This window comes from Citrobacter gillenii (assembly GCF_013337685.1).
Classification (GTDB): domain Bacteria; phylum Pseudomonadota; class Gammaproteobacteria; order Enterobacterales; family Enterobacteriaceae; genus Citrobacter; species Citrobacter gillenii.
On record NZ_SUQN01000004.1, the window covers coordinates 80,012 to 95,443 of the forward strand.

Consider the following 15,432-nt stretch of genomic DNA (forward strand, 5'->3'; position numbering starts at 1 on the left):
CATTGGTTTCGGCGTGTAACCATATGTACAATGACTCACGGTAAGCAATTACAGATAACGGGCTTCAAGATGCGCGCGGAAATAGCGGCTACTGAGTGGTTCACCGGTGGCCTGCGTAATCAGCTGTTCGGTGGTAAAGCGGCTACCGTGCTGCCAGATGTTCTGGCGTAACCAGTCAAACAGTGCGCTGAAATCACCCTGAGCAATGGCCGTTTCTAACCCCGGCAACGCGCGATTTGCCGCACTAAACAACTGTGCTGCATACATGGCACCAAGGGTATAGGAAGGGAAGTAGCCAAAGCCACCGTCGGTCCAGTGGATATCCTGCATACACCCATTACGGTAATTGCCGATGGTTGACAGCCCCAGCCACGCCTGCATTTTCTCATTCCATAAGGCCGGAATATCATCGACTTCAATGTCGCCGTTAATCAGTGCTCGCTCGATTTCGTAGCGCAGGATCACGTGGGCGGGGTAGCTCACTTCATCGGCATCAACGCGGATAAAGCCCGGCTTCACCTGCTGGTTCCAGGCGATAAAATTGCTTTCTTCAAAGGCGGGTTGATCGCCAAAATGCCGCTTCACCGCCGGGATTAACCGCGTCAGGAAGGCGCTGCTTCGACCCAGCTGCATTTCAAAGAACAGGCTTTGGGATTCATGAATGGCGGTCGAGCGTGCCAGGGCGATAGGTTGACCGGACCAGTTACGCGGCAGGTTCTGCTCATAGCGGGCATGGCCGGTTTCATGGATAACGCCAAACAGTGCGCTCAGCAGTTCGTTTTCATCATACCGTGTGGTGATACGCACATCTTCCGGTACGCCGCCGCAGAATGGGTGGGCGCTAATGTCCAGCCGTCCGCCCGCAAAGTCGAATCCCAACTGCGCCATGGTCTCAAGGCCTAACTCGCGCTGCACCGCCGTCGGGAAAGGGCCAACCGGCGCGATTAACGATTGCCGGGACTGTTTGGCGACCACCTTGCTTAACAGGTCCGGGAGCCAGCCTTTGAGGTCGGCGAATAACACATCCAGGCGGGCGCTGGTCATGTCTGGTTCAAACACATCCAGCAGCGCATCATACGGTGAACAACCTTTGGCCTCGGCACGCAGCCTGGCCTCTTCGCGGCTGTACTTCACCACATCCTTCAGGTTCTCAGCAAAACCTTCCCAGTCATTGGCCGGGCGCTGGCTGCGCCAGGCGTGTTCGCAGCGGCTACCCGCAAGGGATTTGGCTTCAACCAGTGATTCCGGCAACAATGATGCCTGATGATGCAGACGCGACATTTCTCGCAAATTGGCCTGTTCAACATCATTCAATTCTTCGTGTTGCGCGCCGGCAATCCAGGTGGCGACCTTAGGATCGGTTAACAGCTGATGTTCCAGGACGTTCAGTTCCGCCAGCGCTTCGCCACGGGCCTGGCTGCCACCAGGAGGCATCATGGTGAACATGTCCCAACTGGCGATAGCCGAGAGGTGGGAGAAGCGAGAGAGCCGCTGGAACGCGCGGGTGAGCTGTTGGTAATTCGTACTGTTACTCATTATTTTCGTTCTCGTTCTGTTGGACCAGACCTGTGAGTCTAACGTGATTTACCGCATTTACCCATTCCTCGGCAGAGAATGCGAAATGTTGGTAGCTTGTAAGTGATAATGATACTTTTTATCATAAACAAAATTTGATGTTTTAAACTATGGCGTAATCTTTTAGCAGGGAGCCGGTATGCAACAGGAAATCAGTAGTGACTATATCGCCAGAACTCGGGCAGTATCCGGTTGTTTTTCGATGTTTATTCTGATGTTTGGCCTCACGTTTGTCCCCCTTTTTTTTGCTGAAAGCGCGCTGTTACAGGCGCAGGGATTACTGTTCCCACTGCTGTTTGCTGCGGAGTTCGTTGTGCTGGTACCGCTGTATTATTTCTTCTTTAGCAAAAGAGCAGGTCTGGGAAAGGGCACGTTTAACGTGACGTGGTTTGGTATTTTATTTGTCGCACTTTTGCTGGTGCAGTTTGCCGGGCCCTGGCTGCTGGGAATAAGACAAAATGAAGAATGGGTGACAACCCAGGTATCACTACGTAGTTACGCGCTGTGGCTGTCGAGTTTGTCGCTGATATTTATTGCCCCGGTTTATGAGGAAATGATTTTCCGCGGCTGCCTGTTCAATGCCTTTCAGTACTGGTTCAAGGATAAAACCTGGTTGACGTCTGCGGTGGTGTCCGCCATTTTCGCGCTGATGCACACGCAGTATGTGGATTTTAGGACGTTATTGCTGTTGTTTATCGTGTCACTGGTTCTGATTTATGCCCGAATTAAAAGTAACGGCATACTGATGCCAATTATGCTGCATATCTTGATGAACGGGACGGTGGTGGGCATGCAAATCGCGGCTCAGGCATTCGTGCCGTCCACGTAATGCGGTGTGCCCGGCGATACCGGGCATCACAATCAGGCGTGCAAACGGTGATGTAAACGGGACCCCACCAGTAGCGCAAGGATCAGCATCAACGCAATAAACCCGCCGACGCCGTTCCAGCCGTAGTTATGCCAGAAAACGCCACCCAGCGTACCCGCAATGCTCGATCCCAGGTAATAACAGAACAGATACAACGACGAGGCCTGACCTTTGGCGCGTTTAGCGCGCGGACCAATCCAGCTGCTGGCCACCGAATGTGCGGCAAAGAAACCGGCGGAAAAGAGCAGCATCCCGGCAAAAATCAGCCACAGTGAGGTGAACAGCGTCATCAACAAGCCTACGAGCATCACGCCAGTCGAGAACAACATCACCGGGCCACGACCGTAGCGGGTGGTCATTGACCCTGCTTTGGGGGAACTCCAGGTACCGGTAAGGTAAGCCACGGACAGCAGGCCGACCACCGCCTGACTGAGTTCCCAGGGCGACAGCATCAGGCGGTAGCCGATGTAGTTAAACAGCGTGACAAACGACCCCATCAATAAGAATCCAACCACGAAAAGTAGCGGCAATCCGGGGTCACGCCAGTGCAGGCGGAAATTAATAAACAATGACTTAGGCCGCAGTGACGTCGGTCTGAAGTGGCGCGATTCGGGTAAGATTTTCCAGAACATCAGCGCGGAGGCCAGCGCAAAACAGCCGATAGCCGCCAGCGCAATACGCCAGTTAAAAAAGTCGGTAAATACTCCGCTGATCAACCGGCCACTCATGCCGCCAATCGAGTTACCGCTGATATACAGCCCCATAGAAAAGGCGACAAAGCTAGGGTGGATCTCCTCGCTGAGATAGGTCATACCTACCGCGGCGACCCCGCTTAATGACAGGCCAATCAATGCACGCATGATCAGGATACCGTGCCAGCTGGTCATCATCGTTGAAAGTAAGGTGCAGCAGGAAGCCAGCAGGAGCGCGGTGACCATTACCGGCTTGCGGCCAATGGCGTCGGAAAGCGGGCCGGTAAACAGGAGACCGATTGCCAGCATGGCGGTGGAGATAGACAGTGAAATACTGCTGCTGGCAGGCGATACGCCAAACTCATGGGACAGTACCGGCAGGATCGGTTGTACACAATACAGCAGGGCAAATGTCGCCAGACCGGCGGAAAACAGAGCCAGCGTGACGCGCATAAAAGAGGCGGTGCCGCGTTTTATAAACGCATCTGGCGGGGAGATAATCTGTTCATCAACATCGCTTGTCGGGGCAGTATCGACAGTAGTTGTACGGCTCACATGAAATCCATTGGGTATACAGGACTAGTCTTTAGAGTATGAAAAACACAATATTCTGTCTAATATATTAATAATCTCAAATAATATTTTAAAAATATGAATATTGAACTGCGTCACCTGCGCTACTTTGTGGCGGTTGCGGAAGAACTCCATTTTGGCCGTGCGGCGGCGCGGCTGAACATTTCCCAACCTCCGTTGAGCCAACAGATCCAAATCCTCGAGCAGCAGGTGGGTGCCAGATTGCTGGCGCGAACCAACCGCAGCGTGGCGCTGACCGCCGCAGGCAGGCAGTTTCTGGCCGACAGTCGGCAGATCCTCGGGCTGGTGAATGAAGCCGCAGCAAGGGCCGAACGTCTGCATTTGGGCGAAGCGGGTGAGTTGCGTATCGGATTTACCTCCTCAGCACCGTTTATTAAGGCGGTGTCAGATACGCTGTCCTTTTTTCGCCAGGCTTACCCCGATGTGCATATGCAAACCCGTGAAATGAATACCCGCGAGCAAATTGCCCCATTAAGCGAAGGGACGCTGGATATGGGACTGCTGCGCAATACGCAACTGCCTGACACTCTGCACCGGGAGGTTATCCTGCACGAACCGCTGATGGCGATGATCCCGCGAGCGCATCCATTGGCACAAAAGCCGGTTGTTACTCTGGCGGAACTTGCCCGCGAGCCGTTTGTCTTTTTTGACCCGCACGTGGGGACCGGATTGTATGACGATATTCTTGGCCTGATGCGTCGCTACGACCTGAAGCCGACTATTACTCAGGAGGTCGGGGAGGCGATGACCATTATCGGCCTGGTGGCGGCGGGGTTGGGGGTGTCTATTCTGCCAGCCTCCTTTAAACGGGTACAGCTGTATGAAATGTGTTGGGTACCGATAGCAGAAGAGGATGCTGTATCTGAAATGTGGCTGGTGTGGCCTAAACATCGCGAGCAAAGCCATGCTGCGCAACGCTTTCGCCAGCAGCTTTTAGCGGCGGTACAACGTGCTTAAATTAGTTTAAAAACCGGTGAAAATGTGCGGTAAATCACACGGCTAAGTAAAAAGTTGACGGAAACCATTGAAGTACTTCACCATAGCCTACAGATTATTTCGGAGCGCGAAAATAAAGGGAGTAAGTGGTGGTTGCTGATAGTCAGCCTGGGCATATCGATCAAATTAAGCAGACCAATGCGGGCGCGGTTTATCGCCTGATAGATCAGCTCGGACCGGTATCGCGTATTGATCTCTCTCGCCTGGCGCAATTAGCGCCTGCCAGTATTACCAAGATTGTCCGCGAAATGCTCGAAGCACATTTGGTGCAAGAACTGGAAATCAAAGAAGCCGGGAGTCGTGGGCGTCCGGCCGTTGGCCTGGTTGTCGAGACGGAAGCCTGGCACTACTTATCTATTCGTATCAGTCGTGGCGAAATTTTTCTCGCACTGCGCGATCTCAGCAGCAAACTGGTGGTTGAAGATTGCCTTGAAATGGCGCTGGTCTCCGAGATCCCGCTGCTCGATCGTGTGATTGCGCAGGTCGATCAATTCTTCATTCGTCATCAGCAAAAGCTTGAACGCTTAACGTCCATTGCCATCACCATGCCGGGCATTATCGATACCGAGAATGGCATCGTTCATCGCATGCCGTTTTACGATGACGTTAAAGAGATGCCACTGGGTGACGCGCTGGAGAGTCATACCGGGGTACCGGTATACATTCAGCACGATATCAGCGCCTGGACCATGGCTGAAGCGCTTTTTGGTGCATCGCGCGGTGCCCGCGACGTGATTCAGGTAGTGATTGACCACAACGTGGGCGCGGGGGTGATCACCGACGGCCATTTACTGCATGCGGGCAGCAGCAGTCTGGTCGAGATTGGCCATACGCAGGTGGACCCGTATGGCAAGCGTTGTTACTGCGGGAATCATGGGTGTCTGGAAACGATAGCCAGTGTAGACAGCGTTCTTGAACTCGCACAGGTGCGTCTGAAGCAGTCGATGAGCTCCTCACTGCATGGCCAACCGTTGACGGTGGATTCAATATGCCTTGCCGCCATGCAGGGTGATTTATTGGCGAAAGATATTATTAACGGCGTCGGTACGCATGTGGGACGCATCCTGGCCATCATGGTGAATTTATTCAACCCGCAAAAGATTTTGATCGGTTCTCCGCTCAGCAAGGCCGCAGATATTCTGTTTCCGACCATTGCTGACAGTATTCGCCAACAGGCGTTGCCAGCCTACAGTAAGCACATTGTTGTTGAGAGCACACAGTTTACCAATCAGGGAACGATGGCGGGGGCCGCACTCGTGAAGGATGCGATGTATAACGGTTCTTTGTTGATTCGTCTATTACAGGGTTAACATTTTTTAACTGTTGTACAAAAAATTGCGCTATCTCAAGCTGATTCAGGTTCTCTTACCTTAGACTTTCTCCACTGTATTATTTTCCTGGCTTATATTTTCAAAGCATAACGGTGGAGTTAGTGATGCTGAAGCGTTTCTTTATTACAGGTACAGACACTTCTGTTGGGAAGACAGTGGTTTCCCGCGCATTACTACAAGCGTTAGCGTCAGGGGGTAAATGTGTTGCGGGTTATAAACCCGTGGCTAAAGGCAGCAAAGAGACGCCGGAAGGCTTGCGGAACAAAGATGCGCTAGTGCTGCAAAGCGTTTCTTCCCTGGAATTGCCTTACGAGGCGGTCAATCCTATTGCGCTGAGCGAAGACGAAAGTAGTGTGGCGCATAGCGGCCCGATCAACTACACCCTGTTGTCCAATGGACTCGCCAGCCTGAGCGAAAAGGTTGATCACGTGGTGGTCGAAGGGACCGGCGGGTGGCGCAGTCTGATGAACGATTTGCGTCCGTTGTCGGAGTGGGTGGTTCAGGAACAGCTACCCGTGCTGATGGTAGTGGGGATTCAGGAAGGCTGTATTAATCATGCCATCCTTACGGCGCAGGCGATTGCCAGTGACGGACTGCCGCTGATTGGTTGGGTAGCGAACCGCATTAACCCCGGATTGGCGCATTACGCTGAAATCATCGACGTGCTCGGCAAGAAATTACCTGCCCCGTTGATCGGCGAGTTACCGTACCTGCCGCGCGCAGAGCAGCGAGAGCTGTCTCAGTATATCCGACTGTCAATGCTCGGCAGCGTGCTGTCGGTAGATAGAGTCATGGCGTAACGTTCGCGACAGCACGGAAGCCACGACGCAAGCAATCAATAAGCCGGGGAGTAGACGATACTCCCCGGTCATTTCACAGACCATCAACGTAGACATAATCGGTGCGTGCGTTGTCGCCGCCAACAACGTCGCCATCCCGGTTAATCCCAGCAGCACCGCAATCTCATCTGTACCGGGAAGCCAGAATCCCCACAGACGACCCAACAGCATACCAACCGACAGGCCGACAAACAGGGTCGGTGTGAACACACCGCCCGGCGCGCCAGAACCACTGCTGGCCAGTACAGCCAGTAATTTGCAGATAAAAATCCCGGAGATAACCGAAAGCAGCGGCGGGGAGAGTAAAAACGACTGCACCACGCTGTAGCCATTTCCCCAAACGGTTGGTGTGAATATCGACAGCACGCCAACGATCAATCCCCCCAGCGCCAGTTGCCACGGTGGTGAAAGTTTCAGGCGTAAAAAACCGGTGTGGCTGGTGGTCATCAGCCACATAAAGAGAGGGCCGCAGATCCCTGCCGCCACGCCGGTACTGACAATCATCAGATAGTCCAGCGCGTGCAGCTCTCGCGACAAATGCACGGTATAAAGCAGCGCGTTGCTGTCACTGAGTAAATGAGTGGTGAGCAAGGCGACAACGGCGGAGACGACAACCGGTCCCAGCGATGCCAAAATTAACGTGCCAAACAGGACTTCAGCAATAAACAGGCTGCCGGCCAGTGGCGCATGGTACGCACCGGCCATGCCGGCGGCAGCACCGCAGGCAATCCATAACTTCCATTCCGTGCGTGGGGTAAAGCGTTGTGCAAAACAGGATGCTGCCAGCGCCGCCAGTAAGATCATGGCGCCTTCACGTCCGATGGCACTCCCGCTGGCGACCACCAGCAATGACGCCAACGACTTCACCAGGCTGGCGCTAACGTCAAACTGGCCGTCAGTTTGCAGTGCTTCCATATAATCCGTAGGCGCCTGCGGGCGCTGCCGGTTAAATTTCTGCCAGCCCCACAGCAGTAAGCCTGCGGTAAGGCCGCCCAGAGCCGGGGTCAGCATGCGTCGCAGTGGTGACAGACTGGACGCCGCATTAACCAGACTGCCGGTATCATTACTCAGGAAAAGCCACTCCAGGAGCAGCATGGCGTGGCGGAACCCGGCCACCGCCAGTGCTGCCAGGATACCAATCAGCGCAGCGAACACCAGACGGCGAAGCATCGCGCGCAGGTCGGGATAGGCGTGCAAATGATGCATTAACGAAATAATGGCTTCACAGCGACGGGGATCAGCAACTGCGACTGCCAATGCGCCAGCGTGAGTCGGGCCAGTTCCCCCAGGGCCTGATAAAACGGATGATCGGCTTTCTCGATAAAGACTTCGAGGAAACGGCCCGACCAGGGTAACAGATGCCAGGCCAGCAGTTGTTCGCACGCGTTGTGATGGCCATTTTCAGCAAGCCAGGCAGTTAATAGCAGCAGAGAGCCGAAGTGATCTTCGGGTTCGTTTTGCTGCATGTCGAACTGGATACCGTTGTCGCGCATCCACTGACGCAATGCCAGCGTGGATTCACCAAACAAGACGTTTTCACGATCCAGCCAGACGGAACCCCATGGCGGAGAAGGCAGTGCGTACGGACCAACGAACAAACGCTGCCAGGCCTGTGAGAGTGATTCATCGGCTTCAATCTGAAACTGGCTAACCAGTTCGCACAGCGTATCGTCAGACAGTGGCCATTGCGTCTGCCAGCCATTGGCTCTTAGCGCACTAATGAGCGGGGCCGCTTCTGCGCTGTCTGGCGCATAGTAAAATAGTGCACCCAGCACGCGCGCGGCGGTGGAGAAGTTGTCACGTTGAGAAAAAGAGGTCATGCAAACAATCCTGAAAAGTGCGGGCTTCCCCGCACTCGTGAGTTAACCTGCAACAGCCATACCGACTGTCATATGCAGACCGTAAAACAATCCGCGGCCAATGATTTCACCGCCAAGCAGGAGAATTAAGCCGAGCGCCAGACCTGTAATATGAGGTTCTTTGCGGCGGATCAGGGGGCAAATCCAGCAACCCAGACCGGCGGCGAGCAACAGGATGCGCCAAACCTGCAAACGGCCATACTCGGGTACCAGCGTCGTTGCGTGTTGCACCGAACTGTGAATTTCACCGAGCGACACGCCCTGTAGAGCAATAACCCCAATGCAAACCAACAGGGCCAGAACGCTAATGCTGGCGTATGTAGCGGCGTTAAATGAGACGCGAACGGTACGCAGTAGCAGGGCAGCAAACAGCGGGCCACTCAGCAACACCGTCATGAAAAAGGCCACGGTGGTGTAACCATTATACCAGGTCGGCACGGTCTCTATCTGGTAAACCTGGGTCATCGCCCAGACAAATACAACGCCGAGGAGCATGCTCACCAGCAGCCAGATTTTACCCAGCGCTGCGGGCATTTTACCGAGAAAAGCCACCAGCCACCAGACGCCACCGATGGCGAAAAATAACGATCCGCTGGCTATTTCGTTACTCAGCGCCGAGGCACCGACCCGGTTTAGTGAATTAAGTGCCCGCAGTGGAGAGCCCAGGTGCATTACCGAGGCGAGAAACCCGATGCCCATCACCACCCACAGAAAGAACATGCTGCGAACGAGACGCTGTCTTGTCGCATCATCTTTGGCGGAGAGCCAACATAGCCCGCTCACAATCAGTGCGCCAACGACGCATTGTCCTAGTACCGTAAACAGTACCAGCGGCCATTCATGCCATCCATTGCCCATGTTACACCTCCCTCGGGTTTGCCAGATAACCGGTGGTATCCCCGGTTGGACGGCTGTTGGCGTTGGGTTTAATCACAATGTTCGGTTTGGTAAAGTGTGCACCCGGTAGTGGAGCCACCGCCGCCAACGTCCCGTGCTTTTTGCGCAGTTCATCAATGGGGCCAAAGTCCAGCGCGCGTAACGGGCAGGACTCAACGCAGATGGGTTTTTTACCGTCGGCAACGCGGTCATGGCAGCCGTCACATTTGGTCATATGTCCTTTGGTCGCGTTGTACTGCGGAGCGCCGTAAGGGCAGGCCATATGACAATAGCGGCAGCCAATACACACGTCCTCATCAACAACGACAAAGCCATCTTCACGTTTATGCATGGCTCCGCTCGGACACACCTTAGTGCAGGCCGGATCTTCGCAGTGGTTACATGAGATCGACAAATAATAGGCGAAGACGTTTTGCTGCCAGACGCCGTTATCTTCCTGCCAGTCACCCCCTGCGTATTCGTAAATACGCCGGAAGCTAACATCCGGGGTTAAATCTTTATAGTCTTTACAGGCCAGTTCGCAGGTTTTGCAACCGGTGCAACGGGCGGAGTCGATAAAAAATCCGTACTGCGCATTCATGAGCTATTCCTTAAACCTTCTCAATCTCAACCAGGTTAGTGTGCTGCGGGTTACCTTTGGCTAACGGTGACGGGCGCTGGGTGGTCAGCGTGTTAACACAGGCACCATGGTCAATTTTGTCGCCAGACATATCGGCATCGTGCCAGGCACCCTGGCCCATTGCGCTAACGCCGGGGAGAATACGCGGGGTCACTTTTGCGGGAATACGCACTTCGCCACGATCGTTATAAACACGCACCATATCGCCATTGGAAATACCACGCTTTTGCGCATCCAGTGGGTTAATCCAGACTTCCTGGCGACAGGACGCTTTGAGAACGTCGATGTTGCCGTAGCTTGAGTGGGTTCGAGATTTATAGTGGAAACCAAATAGCTGTAGTGGGAAATGACTGCGTTTGGGATCGTCCCAGCCTTCAAAGGTCGATGCGTAAACAGGCAGCGGACTAATCACGTCATCTTTCTCTAGTTCCCAGGTACGGGCAATTTTTGCCAGTCGACTCGAGTAGATCTCAATCTTGCCTGACGGTGTCTTCAGTGGATTGGCATCAGGGTCTTCGCGGAACTTCTTGTAGGCGACATAGTGCCCGTTAGGATCTTTACGCTTATAGATCCCCATTTTTTTTAGCTCATCATACGAAGGCAGTGCAGGGTCTTTAGCCAGCATTTTGGCATACAGGTACTGCAGCCATTGTTCTTGCGTGCGTCCTTCGGTAAACCGTTGGTGGATGTCGTCTCCAAGACGTTTCGCGATTTCGCTCATTATCCAGTAGATGGGTTTACGCTCGAATTTTGCGGAAGTCGCGGGTTGAATAAAAATCAGGTATCCCATATTCCCGGCGTAATCGTTCGGAATAATGTCTTCTTGTTCAACGGTCATCAGGTCGGGCAGCAGAATATCGGCATATTTGGCGGAGGAGGTCATGAAATTCTCAATGACCACAATCATTTCGCATTTCGAATCATCCTGCAGGATCTCATGCGTTTTATTGATATCCGAATGCTGATTGATAATGGTATTGCCCGCATAGTTCCAGATAAATTTAATCGGTACATCCAGCTTCTCTTTTCCGCGCACGCCGTCGCGGGTGGCAGTCATCTCGGTTCCACGTGCGATAGCGTCGGTCCAGCTAAAACAGGATATTTGCGTCTTGATGGGATTGTCGGGCAGCGGCATGCGCTCAATCGTAATGGTATAGGTGGATTCGCGTGCGCCACTGTTACCGCCGTTGATGCCCACATTACCGGTCAGGATGGGTAACATGGCAATGGCGCGGGAAGTCAGCTCACCGTTTGCCTGGCGCTGTGGCCCCCATCCTTGACAGATGTACGCTGGTTTGGCGCTCCCAATCTCTCTGGCCAATTTAATAATGCGCGCGGCTGGGATCCCGGTGATGTGCGATGCCCATTCTGGTGTTTTTGCAATGCCATCGTCGCCGTCACCCATTATATAGGCTTTATAATGTCCGTTTGCGGGAGCGTCGACCGGAAGGGTTTTCTCATCATAACCAATACAGTACTTGTCGAGGAACGGTTGATCGACAAGCTCCTCAGTAATCAGTACCCAGGCAATTCCTGCCACCAGTGCGGCGTCAGTGCCCGGACGAATCGGGATCCACTCATCTTCACGACCCGCTGCGGTATCGGTATAACGAGGGTCGATAACAATCATTCTGGCATTTGAGCGTTCCCGGGCTTGCTCCAGGAAGTAAGTAATACCGCCACCGCTCATACGCGTTTCGGCAGGATTATTGCCGAACATAACGACCAGTTTCGTGTTTTCGATGTCTGAAGTGCTATTGCCGTCGTTTGAGCCGTAGGTGTAGGGCATTGCGGCTGCAATTTGGGCCGTACTGTACGTCCCATAGTGGCTGAGGAAGCCGCCATAGCAGTTCATCAGGCGCGCCACTAGCGAGGCATAAGGGGAAGAACGGGTAATGTTGCCACCGACAATGCCGGAGGTGTAGTTAATGTATACCGCTTCATTGCCGTATTTCTGTATGGTATTTTTTAGACCGGCGCTGATGGTGTCCAAGGCTTCCTGCCAGCTAATACGTTCAAATTTACCTTCACCACGTTTACCAACACGCTTCATAGGATAATTAAGCCTGTCAGGGTGATTAATACGTCGGCGGATAGAACGACCGCGCAGGCAGGCGCGGACCTGGTGATTACCATAGATGTCATCGCCGGTATTGTCGGTGTCTACCCAACAAACTTCGTCATCTTTGACATGTAACTGCAAAGCACAGCGACTGCCGCAGTTAACTGAGCATGCGCCCCAGACGATTTTTTCTTCAACCGGCGAGATTGATTGCTGTACCGCAGCGGCGGCGGTACGCATCCCGAAAGGCAGTGATACGCCACCTGCGGCAAGCGCGAGTGTACCGATAGCCGAGGACTTCACTAACGTCCTGCGGCTAATACCTCCATATTGGTCAACTTCAGACATAACCCACTCCATTATAGTTATCGCTATATATTACGTGTCACAACGAAATTAATAGCATGCTAATGATGGGCTGAGTTTACCTATTCTGGGGTAGGGCTTATTAATGCATATCAAATTAAGCGTAACCCTCCGCGAACGGAGGGCAGGTTTATTGCGGTTCGGCGGGGTGACCGTCCTGAGATGGCGTACTATTGGCGGGGGCGTTGCCGCTGCTGGTACGCGCGTAAAGGATTTTATGCGTGTCGTTGGCACAATGTCCCACGACCAGAGAATCCGGTCGATCGGCCTGGTCGTTTGGCACGATACTTAAGGTGAAGCTGTCTTGTGCAACGCCATTATTAATAATACGCTGCTCAATATCGCTCCTGACTCTCTCGCACGATTCAGGTGCCGCCAGAACCTGTGGGGAGGCGAGGATAAGCAAACTTGTGACAATTCCTGTAGAGAATTTCATCACCAACTCCTTTCATGACAGACATTTATTAAGATTAGCATTTCTGGTGTAAATAACTGTATTTGCTAATATGATTGAGAATAATCTCTTTATGCCGGTGAAAAATGTGAAGAAACAGACCTTGTTAGGTTTCCTGTGCGTCGTGTTGAGCGGCTGTGATAACGGCAAGGCGTTGGTTTCCTTCACGCCGGAAATGGCCAGTTTTTCCAATGAATTCGAGTTTGATCCGCTGCGTGGTCCGGTAAAAGATTTCAGCCAGACACTGCTGAATGAGAAAGGTGAAGTGGCCAAGCGTGTGCGTGGCACTCTCTCGCAGGAAGGCTGTTTTGATACGCTGGAATTACACGATATTGAGAGCAACAGCGGAATGGCGTTAGTGCTGGATGCTAACTATTACCTGGACGCCGAGACGCTGGAAAAAAAGATCCGTTTACAGGGGAAATGCCAGTTGGCGGAATTACCTGCTGCCGGGGTGGTGTGGGACACAGATGATAACGGCTTCGTTGTTTCAGGAACAGGGAAAGAAATGCAGGTGCAGTACCGGTACGACGCGGAGGGCTATCCGCTGGGAAAAACCACCATCAGTAAAGACAACACGTTACGTGTTAATGCGAAACCGTCAGCCGATCCGCTGAAAAAACTGGATTATACGGCAGAGAGTCTATTGAACGATCGTTCGTTGGGAAACGTCACGCAAACGTGTGAATACGATGATCATGCGAATCCGCTCAACTGCCAGCTTGTCATCGTTGATGATAGCGTGAAGCCGGCAGTTGAACACCATTACACGATTAAAAACACCATTGATTACTACTAACCGCGTTACTGTGCAGTAGCCTGCAACAGGTTGGAACCGGGTGTTTTATGTTCCGCCAGATACTGATGCTGGAAGATACACATGCGGATGGTGTTACGGTACTGTCCGTTAATAAAGAACTCGTGAATCAACTCGCCTTCCACCATAAAACCAAGTTTGCGGTAGATGTGAATGGCTTTTTCATTCTCTTTATCAACGATCAGATACAGCTTATATAAATTGAGTACGGTGAAACCGTAATCCATTGCCAGTTTTGCCGCGCGAGTGGCGAGACCTTTGCCCTGGAAATCTGGCGAAATAATGATCTGGAATTCGGCACGGCGGTGTACATGGTTAATTTCCACCAGTTCCACCAGACCGGCTTTTTCACCGTTGCACTCCACCACAAAGCGGCGTTCGCTTTGGTCATGAATATGCTTGTCATACAGGTCCGACAGCTCAACGAACGCTTCGTACGGTTCTTCGAACCAGTAACGCATCACGCTGGCATTGTTATCAAGCTGATGGACAAATCGTAAATCTTCACGCTCCAGCGGGCGCAGCTTAACACTGAGGGCGCTTGTCATAACGTATCCTTTCCATTTCCTTTATTGGGCATAAAAATCATGGCGCGACGGTACGGCCGGTGCGGCGGTCAAGGCAGCGCAGGGTGTTCGGTTCCCAGTAGGCATTAATGTTGGCGCTTTGCTCGCATTTATCGCGGCTGTCAAAGGCCACGTCGGCTTTATCCCACTCTTTCTCAGTGCGCGTATTTACTTTCTGGCGTAACTGACGCGTGTCGTTCCACTGTTCCTTTTCCATCGCCGCCTGTTGACGACTTTGGGCACTGTCGCCGGACTCAATGACCAGTTTGCTGGTTTCAGCAAAGGCGGAGGAGGTGTATACAACTGCCGCCAGCGTCAACATGGCCGTCAGGCACAGGCGTTTGCTCAGTGTGTTGTTCATGGTGGATTCCTTTAATGAGAAAGGCAAAAAACGATAAAACAGGGTTAAATTCTACACCATTCCTGTTCCGGGTCATACCCGCCTGACGGATATGGATAAACTGCCCGCATTCTGTCGTATCATGTTTAAACCAAACGTCACTGAATACTGTCCATGCTTAAAACGACATTACTTTTTTTTATCACCGCGCTGTGCGAAATTATCGGCTGCTTTTTACCCTGGCTCTGGTTAAAGCGAGGCGCAACGGCCTGGTTGCTTCTTCCGGCAGGGGTGTCACTGGCCTTGTTTGTCTGGTTGTTGACGCTGCACCCGACCGCGAGCGGGCGCGTATACGCGGCGTATGGCGGCGTGTATGTGGTAACCGCACTGATGTGGCTGCGCATTGTTGATGGTGTAAAACTGAGCCTGTACGACTGGTCTGGCGCGCTGATCGCGCTGTGCGGGATGTTGATCATCGTGGCTGGATGGGGGCGCGCATAGCGCCTTTTTTTGTGATCAGCTAGCGATTTTACGATCATTATACTTGTATGGTAGTA

General features: G+C 52.8%; 16 protein-coding genes. 6 read left to right on the forward strand and 10 right to left on the reverse strand.

The genetic code is table 11. The features are described 5' to 3' along the window. Nucleotides 1-48 precede the first annotated feature (48 nt). Nucleotides 49-1,536 (reverse strand): carboxypeptidase M32, encoded by a 1,488-nt coding sequence (locus tag FCH32_RS10185; RefSeq protein ID WP_135912075.1) that lies wholly within the window; start codon nucleotides 1,534-1,536, stop codon nucleotides 49-51. A 178-nt stretch (nucleotides 1,537-1,714) separates the two neighbouring features. Between FCH32_RS10185 and FCH32_RS10190 the strand changes: the two genes are divergently transcribed. Further along, nucleotides 1,715-2,404 carry a CPBP family intramembrane glutamic endopeptidase gene (locus tag FCH32_RS10190; RefSeq protein ID WP_135912074.1) on the forward strand — a complete coding sequence of 230 codons (690 nt, stop codon included), beginning with the start codon at nucleotides 1,715-1,717 and terminating at the stop codon, nucleotides 2,402-2,404. Nucleotides 2,405-2,436: 32 nt separating this feature from the next. Here FCH32_RS10190 and FCH32_RS10195 read toward each other — a convergent pair whose 3' ends face one another. Further along, on the reverse strand, nucleotides 2,437-3,690 hold the full coding sequence (locus FCH32_RS10195) for an MFS transporter (protein WP_117343085.1): 1,254 nt from the start codon (nucleotides 3,688-3,690) through the stop codon (nucleotides 2,437-2,439). 96 nt (nucleotides 3,691-3,786) lie between these two features. On the opposite strand from FCH32_RS10195, the gene FCH32_RS10200 reads away from it, so the two are divergent. The 3 genes from FCH32_RS10200 to bioD all read left to right on the forward strand — a co-directional run bounded on the left by FCH32_RS10200 (nucleotide 3,787) and on the right by bioD (nucleotide 6,856). Then, on the forward strand, nucleotides 3,787-4,686 hold the full coding sequence (locus FCH32_RS10200) for a LysR family transcriptional regulator (protein ID WP_115258538.1): 900 nt from the start codon (nucleotides 3,787-3,789) through the stop codon (nucleotides 4,684-4,686). A gap of 128 nt (nucleotides 4,687-4,814) precedes the next feature. Next, nucleotides 4,815-6,035, forward strand: a complete 1,221-nt coding sequence (mlc, locus tag FCH32_RS10205) for a sugar metabolism global transcriptional regulator Mlc (RefSeq protein WP_115259946.1) — start codon at nucleotides 4,815-4,817, stop codon at nucleotides 6,033-6,035. Between the two features lie 125 nt (nucleotides 6,036-6,160). Then, nucleotides 6,161-6,856: a dethiobiotin synthase gene (gene bioD / locus FCH32_RS10210; RefSeq protein ID WP_096757100.1), complete on the forward strand. Its 696-nt coding sequence runs from the start codon at nucleotides 6,161-6,163 to the stop codon at nucleotides 6,854-6,856. On the opposite strand, the gene clcB is transcribed toward bioD, so the two are convergent. The 6 genes from clcB to FCH32_RS10240 all read right to left on the reverse strand — a co-directional run bounded on the left by clcB (nucleotide 6,812) and on the right by FCH32_RS10240 (nucleotide 13,134). Then, nucleotides 6,812-8,101 (reverse strand): voltage-gated ClC-type chloride channel ClcB, encoded by a 1,290-nt coding sequence (gene clcB, locus FCH32_RS10215; protein WP_137363276.1) that lies wholly within the window; start codon nucleotides 8,099-8,101, stop codon nucleotides 6,812-6,814. The two genes, bioD and clcB, sit on opposite strands and share 45 nt — an antisense overlap. Next, nucleotides 8,101-8,715: a Tat proofreading chaperone DmsD gene (gene dmsD, locus FCH32_RS10220; protein WP_115258537.1), complete on the reverse strand. Its 615-nt coding sequence runs from the start codon at nucleotides 8,713-8,715 to the stop codon at nucleotides 8,101-8,103. The genes clcB and dmsD overlap by 1 nt, the downstream gene beginning before the upstream one ends. Before the next feature lie 42 nt (nucleotides 8,716-8,757). Continuing rightward, on the reverse strand, nucleotides 8,758-9,612 hold the full coding sequence (locus tag FCH32_RS10225; protein ID WP_174360844.1) for a dimethyl sulfoxide reductase anchor subunit family protein: 855 nt from the start codon (nucleotides 9,610-9,612) through the stop codon (nucleotides 8,758-8,760). A gap of 1 nt (nucleotide 9,613) precedes the next feature. Continuing rightward, nucleotides 9,614-10,231 (reverse strand): DMSO/selenate family reductase complex B subunit, encoded by a 618-nt coding sequence (locus FCH32_RS10230; protein WP_117343090.1) that lies wholly within the window; start codon nucleotides 10,229-10,231, stop codon nucleotides 9,614-9,616. Nucleotides 10,232-10,241: 10 nt separating this feature from the next. Beyond that, complete coding sequence (gene ynfE, locus FCH32_RS10235) at nucleotides 10,242-12,680, reverse strand: selenate/tellurate reductase subunit YnfE (protein ID WP_117343091.1); 2,439 nt, start codon at nucleotides 12,678-12,680, stop codon at nucleotides 10,242-10,244. Nucleotides 12,681-12,828: 148 nt separating this feature from the next. Continuing rightward, a complete protein-coding gene (locus tag FCH32_RS10240; RefSeq protein ID WP_174360845.1) occupies nucleotides 12,829-13,134 on the reverse strand; it encodes a DUF1161 domain-containing protein in 306 nt (101 codons plus the stop codon). A gap of 106 nt (nucleotides 13,135-13,240) precedes the next feature. On the opposite strand from FCH32_RS10240, the gene FCH32_RS10245 reads away from it, so the two are divergent. Further along, nucleotides 13,241-13,951 carry a YnfC family lipoprotein gene (locus FCH32_RS10245; RefSeq protein ID WP_146717034.1) on the forward strand — a complete coding sequence of 237 codons (711 nt, stop codon included), beginning with the start codon at nucleotides 13,241-13,243 and terminating at the stop codon, nucleotides 13,949-13,951. A gap of 5 nt (nucleotides 13,952-13,956) precedes the next feature. Here FCH32_RS10245 and speG read toward each other — a convergent pair whose 3' ends face one another. Together speG and FCH32_RS10255 are read right to left on the reverse strand one after the other, a co-directional pair. After that, nucleotides 13,957-14,517: a spermidine N1-acetyltransferase gene (gene speG, locus FCH32_RS10250; protein ID WP_115258532.1), complete on the reverse strand. Its 561-nt coding sequence runs from the start codon at nucleotides 14,515-14,517 to the stop codon at nucleotides 13,957-13,959. A 37-nt stretch (nucleotides 14,518-14,554) separates the two neighbouring features. After that, complete coding sequence (locus FCH32_RS10255) at nucleotides 14,555-14,896, reverse strand: DUF1283 family protein (RefSeq protein ID WP_096757095.1); 342 nt, start codon at nucleotides 14,894-14,896, stop codon at nucleotides 14,555-14,557. Between the two features lie 153 nt (nucleotides 14,897-15,049). On the opposite strand from FCH32_RS10255, the gene FCH32_RS10260 reads away from it, so the two are divergent. Next, nucleotides 15,050-15,376, forward strand: coding sequence for a YnfA family protein (locus tag FCH32_RS10260; protein WP_115258531.1), 327 nt, complete (start codon nucleotides 15,050-15,052; stop codon nucleotides 15,374-15,376). Nucleotides 15,377-15,432: the final 56 nt, after the last annotated feature.

Coding starts and splice junctions, on each gene's coding strand:
- speG (WP_115258532.1), bottom strand. CDS start 14,517: ATGACAAGCGCCCTCAGTGTTAAGCTGCGCCCGCTGGAGCGTGAAGAT.
- FCH32_RS10200 (WP_115258538.1), top strand. CDS start 3,787: ATGAATATTGAACTGCGTCACCTGCGCTACTTTGTGGCGGTTGCGGAA.
- ynfE (WP_117343091.1), bottom strand. CDS start 12,680: ATGTCTGAAGTTGACCAATATGGAGGTATTAGCCGCAGGACGTTAGTG.
- FCH32_RS10255 (WP_096757095.1), bottom strand. CDS start 14,896: ATGAACAACACACTGAGCAAACGCCTGTGCCTGACGGCCATGTTGACG.
- clcB (WP_137363276.1), bottom strand. CDS start 8,101: ATGCATCATTTGCACGCCTATCCCGACCTGCGCGCGATGCTTCGCCGT.
- FCH32_RS10225 (WP_174360844.1), bottom strand. CDS start 9,612: ATGGGCAATGGATGGCATGAATGGCCGCTGGTACTGTTTACGGTACTA.
- FCH32_RS10240 (WP_174360845.1), bottom strand. CDS start 13,134: ATGAAATTCTCTACAGGAATTGTCACAAGTTTGCTTATCCTCGCCTCC.
- bioD (WP_096757100.1), top strand. CDS start 6,161: ATGCTGAAGCGTTTCTTTATTACAGGTACAGACACTTCTGTTGGGAAG.
- FCH32_RS10190 (WP_135912074.1), top strand. CDS start 1,715: ATGCAACAGGAAATCAGTAGTGACTATATCGCCAGAACTCGGGCAGTA.
- FCH32_RS10230 (WP_117343090.1), bottom strand. CDS start 10,231: ATGAATGCGCAGTACGGATTTTTTATCGACTCCGCCCGTTGCACCGGT.
- FCH32_RS10185 (WP_135912075.1), bottom strand. CDS start 1,536: ATGAGTAACAGTACGAATTACCAACAGCTCACCCGCGCGTTCCAGCGG.
- dmsD (WP_115258537.1), bottom strand. CDS start 8,715: ATGACCTCTTTTTCTCAACGTGACAACTTCTCCACCGCCGCGCGCGTG.
- FCH32_RS10260 (WP_115258531.1), top strand. CDS start 15,050: ATGCTTAAAACGACATTACTTTTTTTTATCACCGCGCTGTGCGAAATT.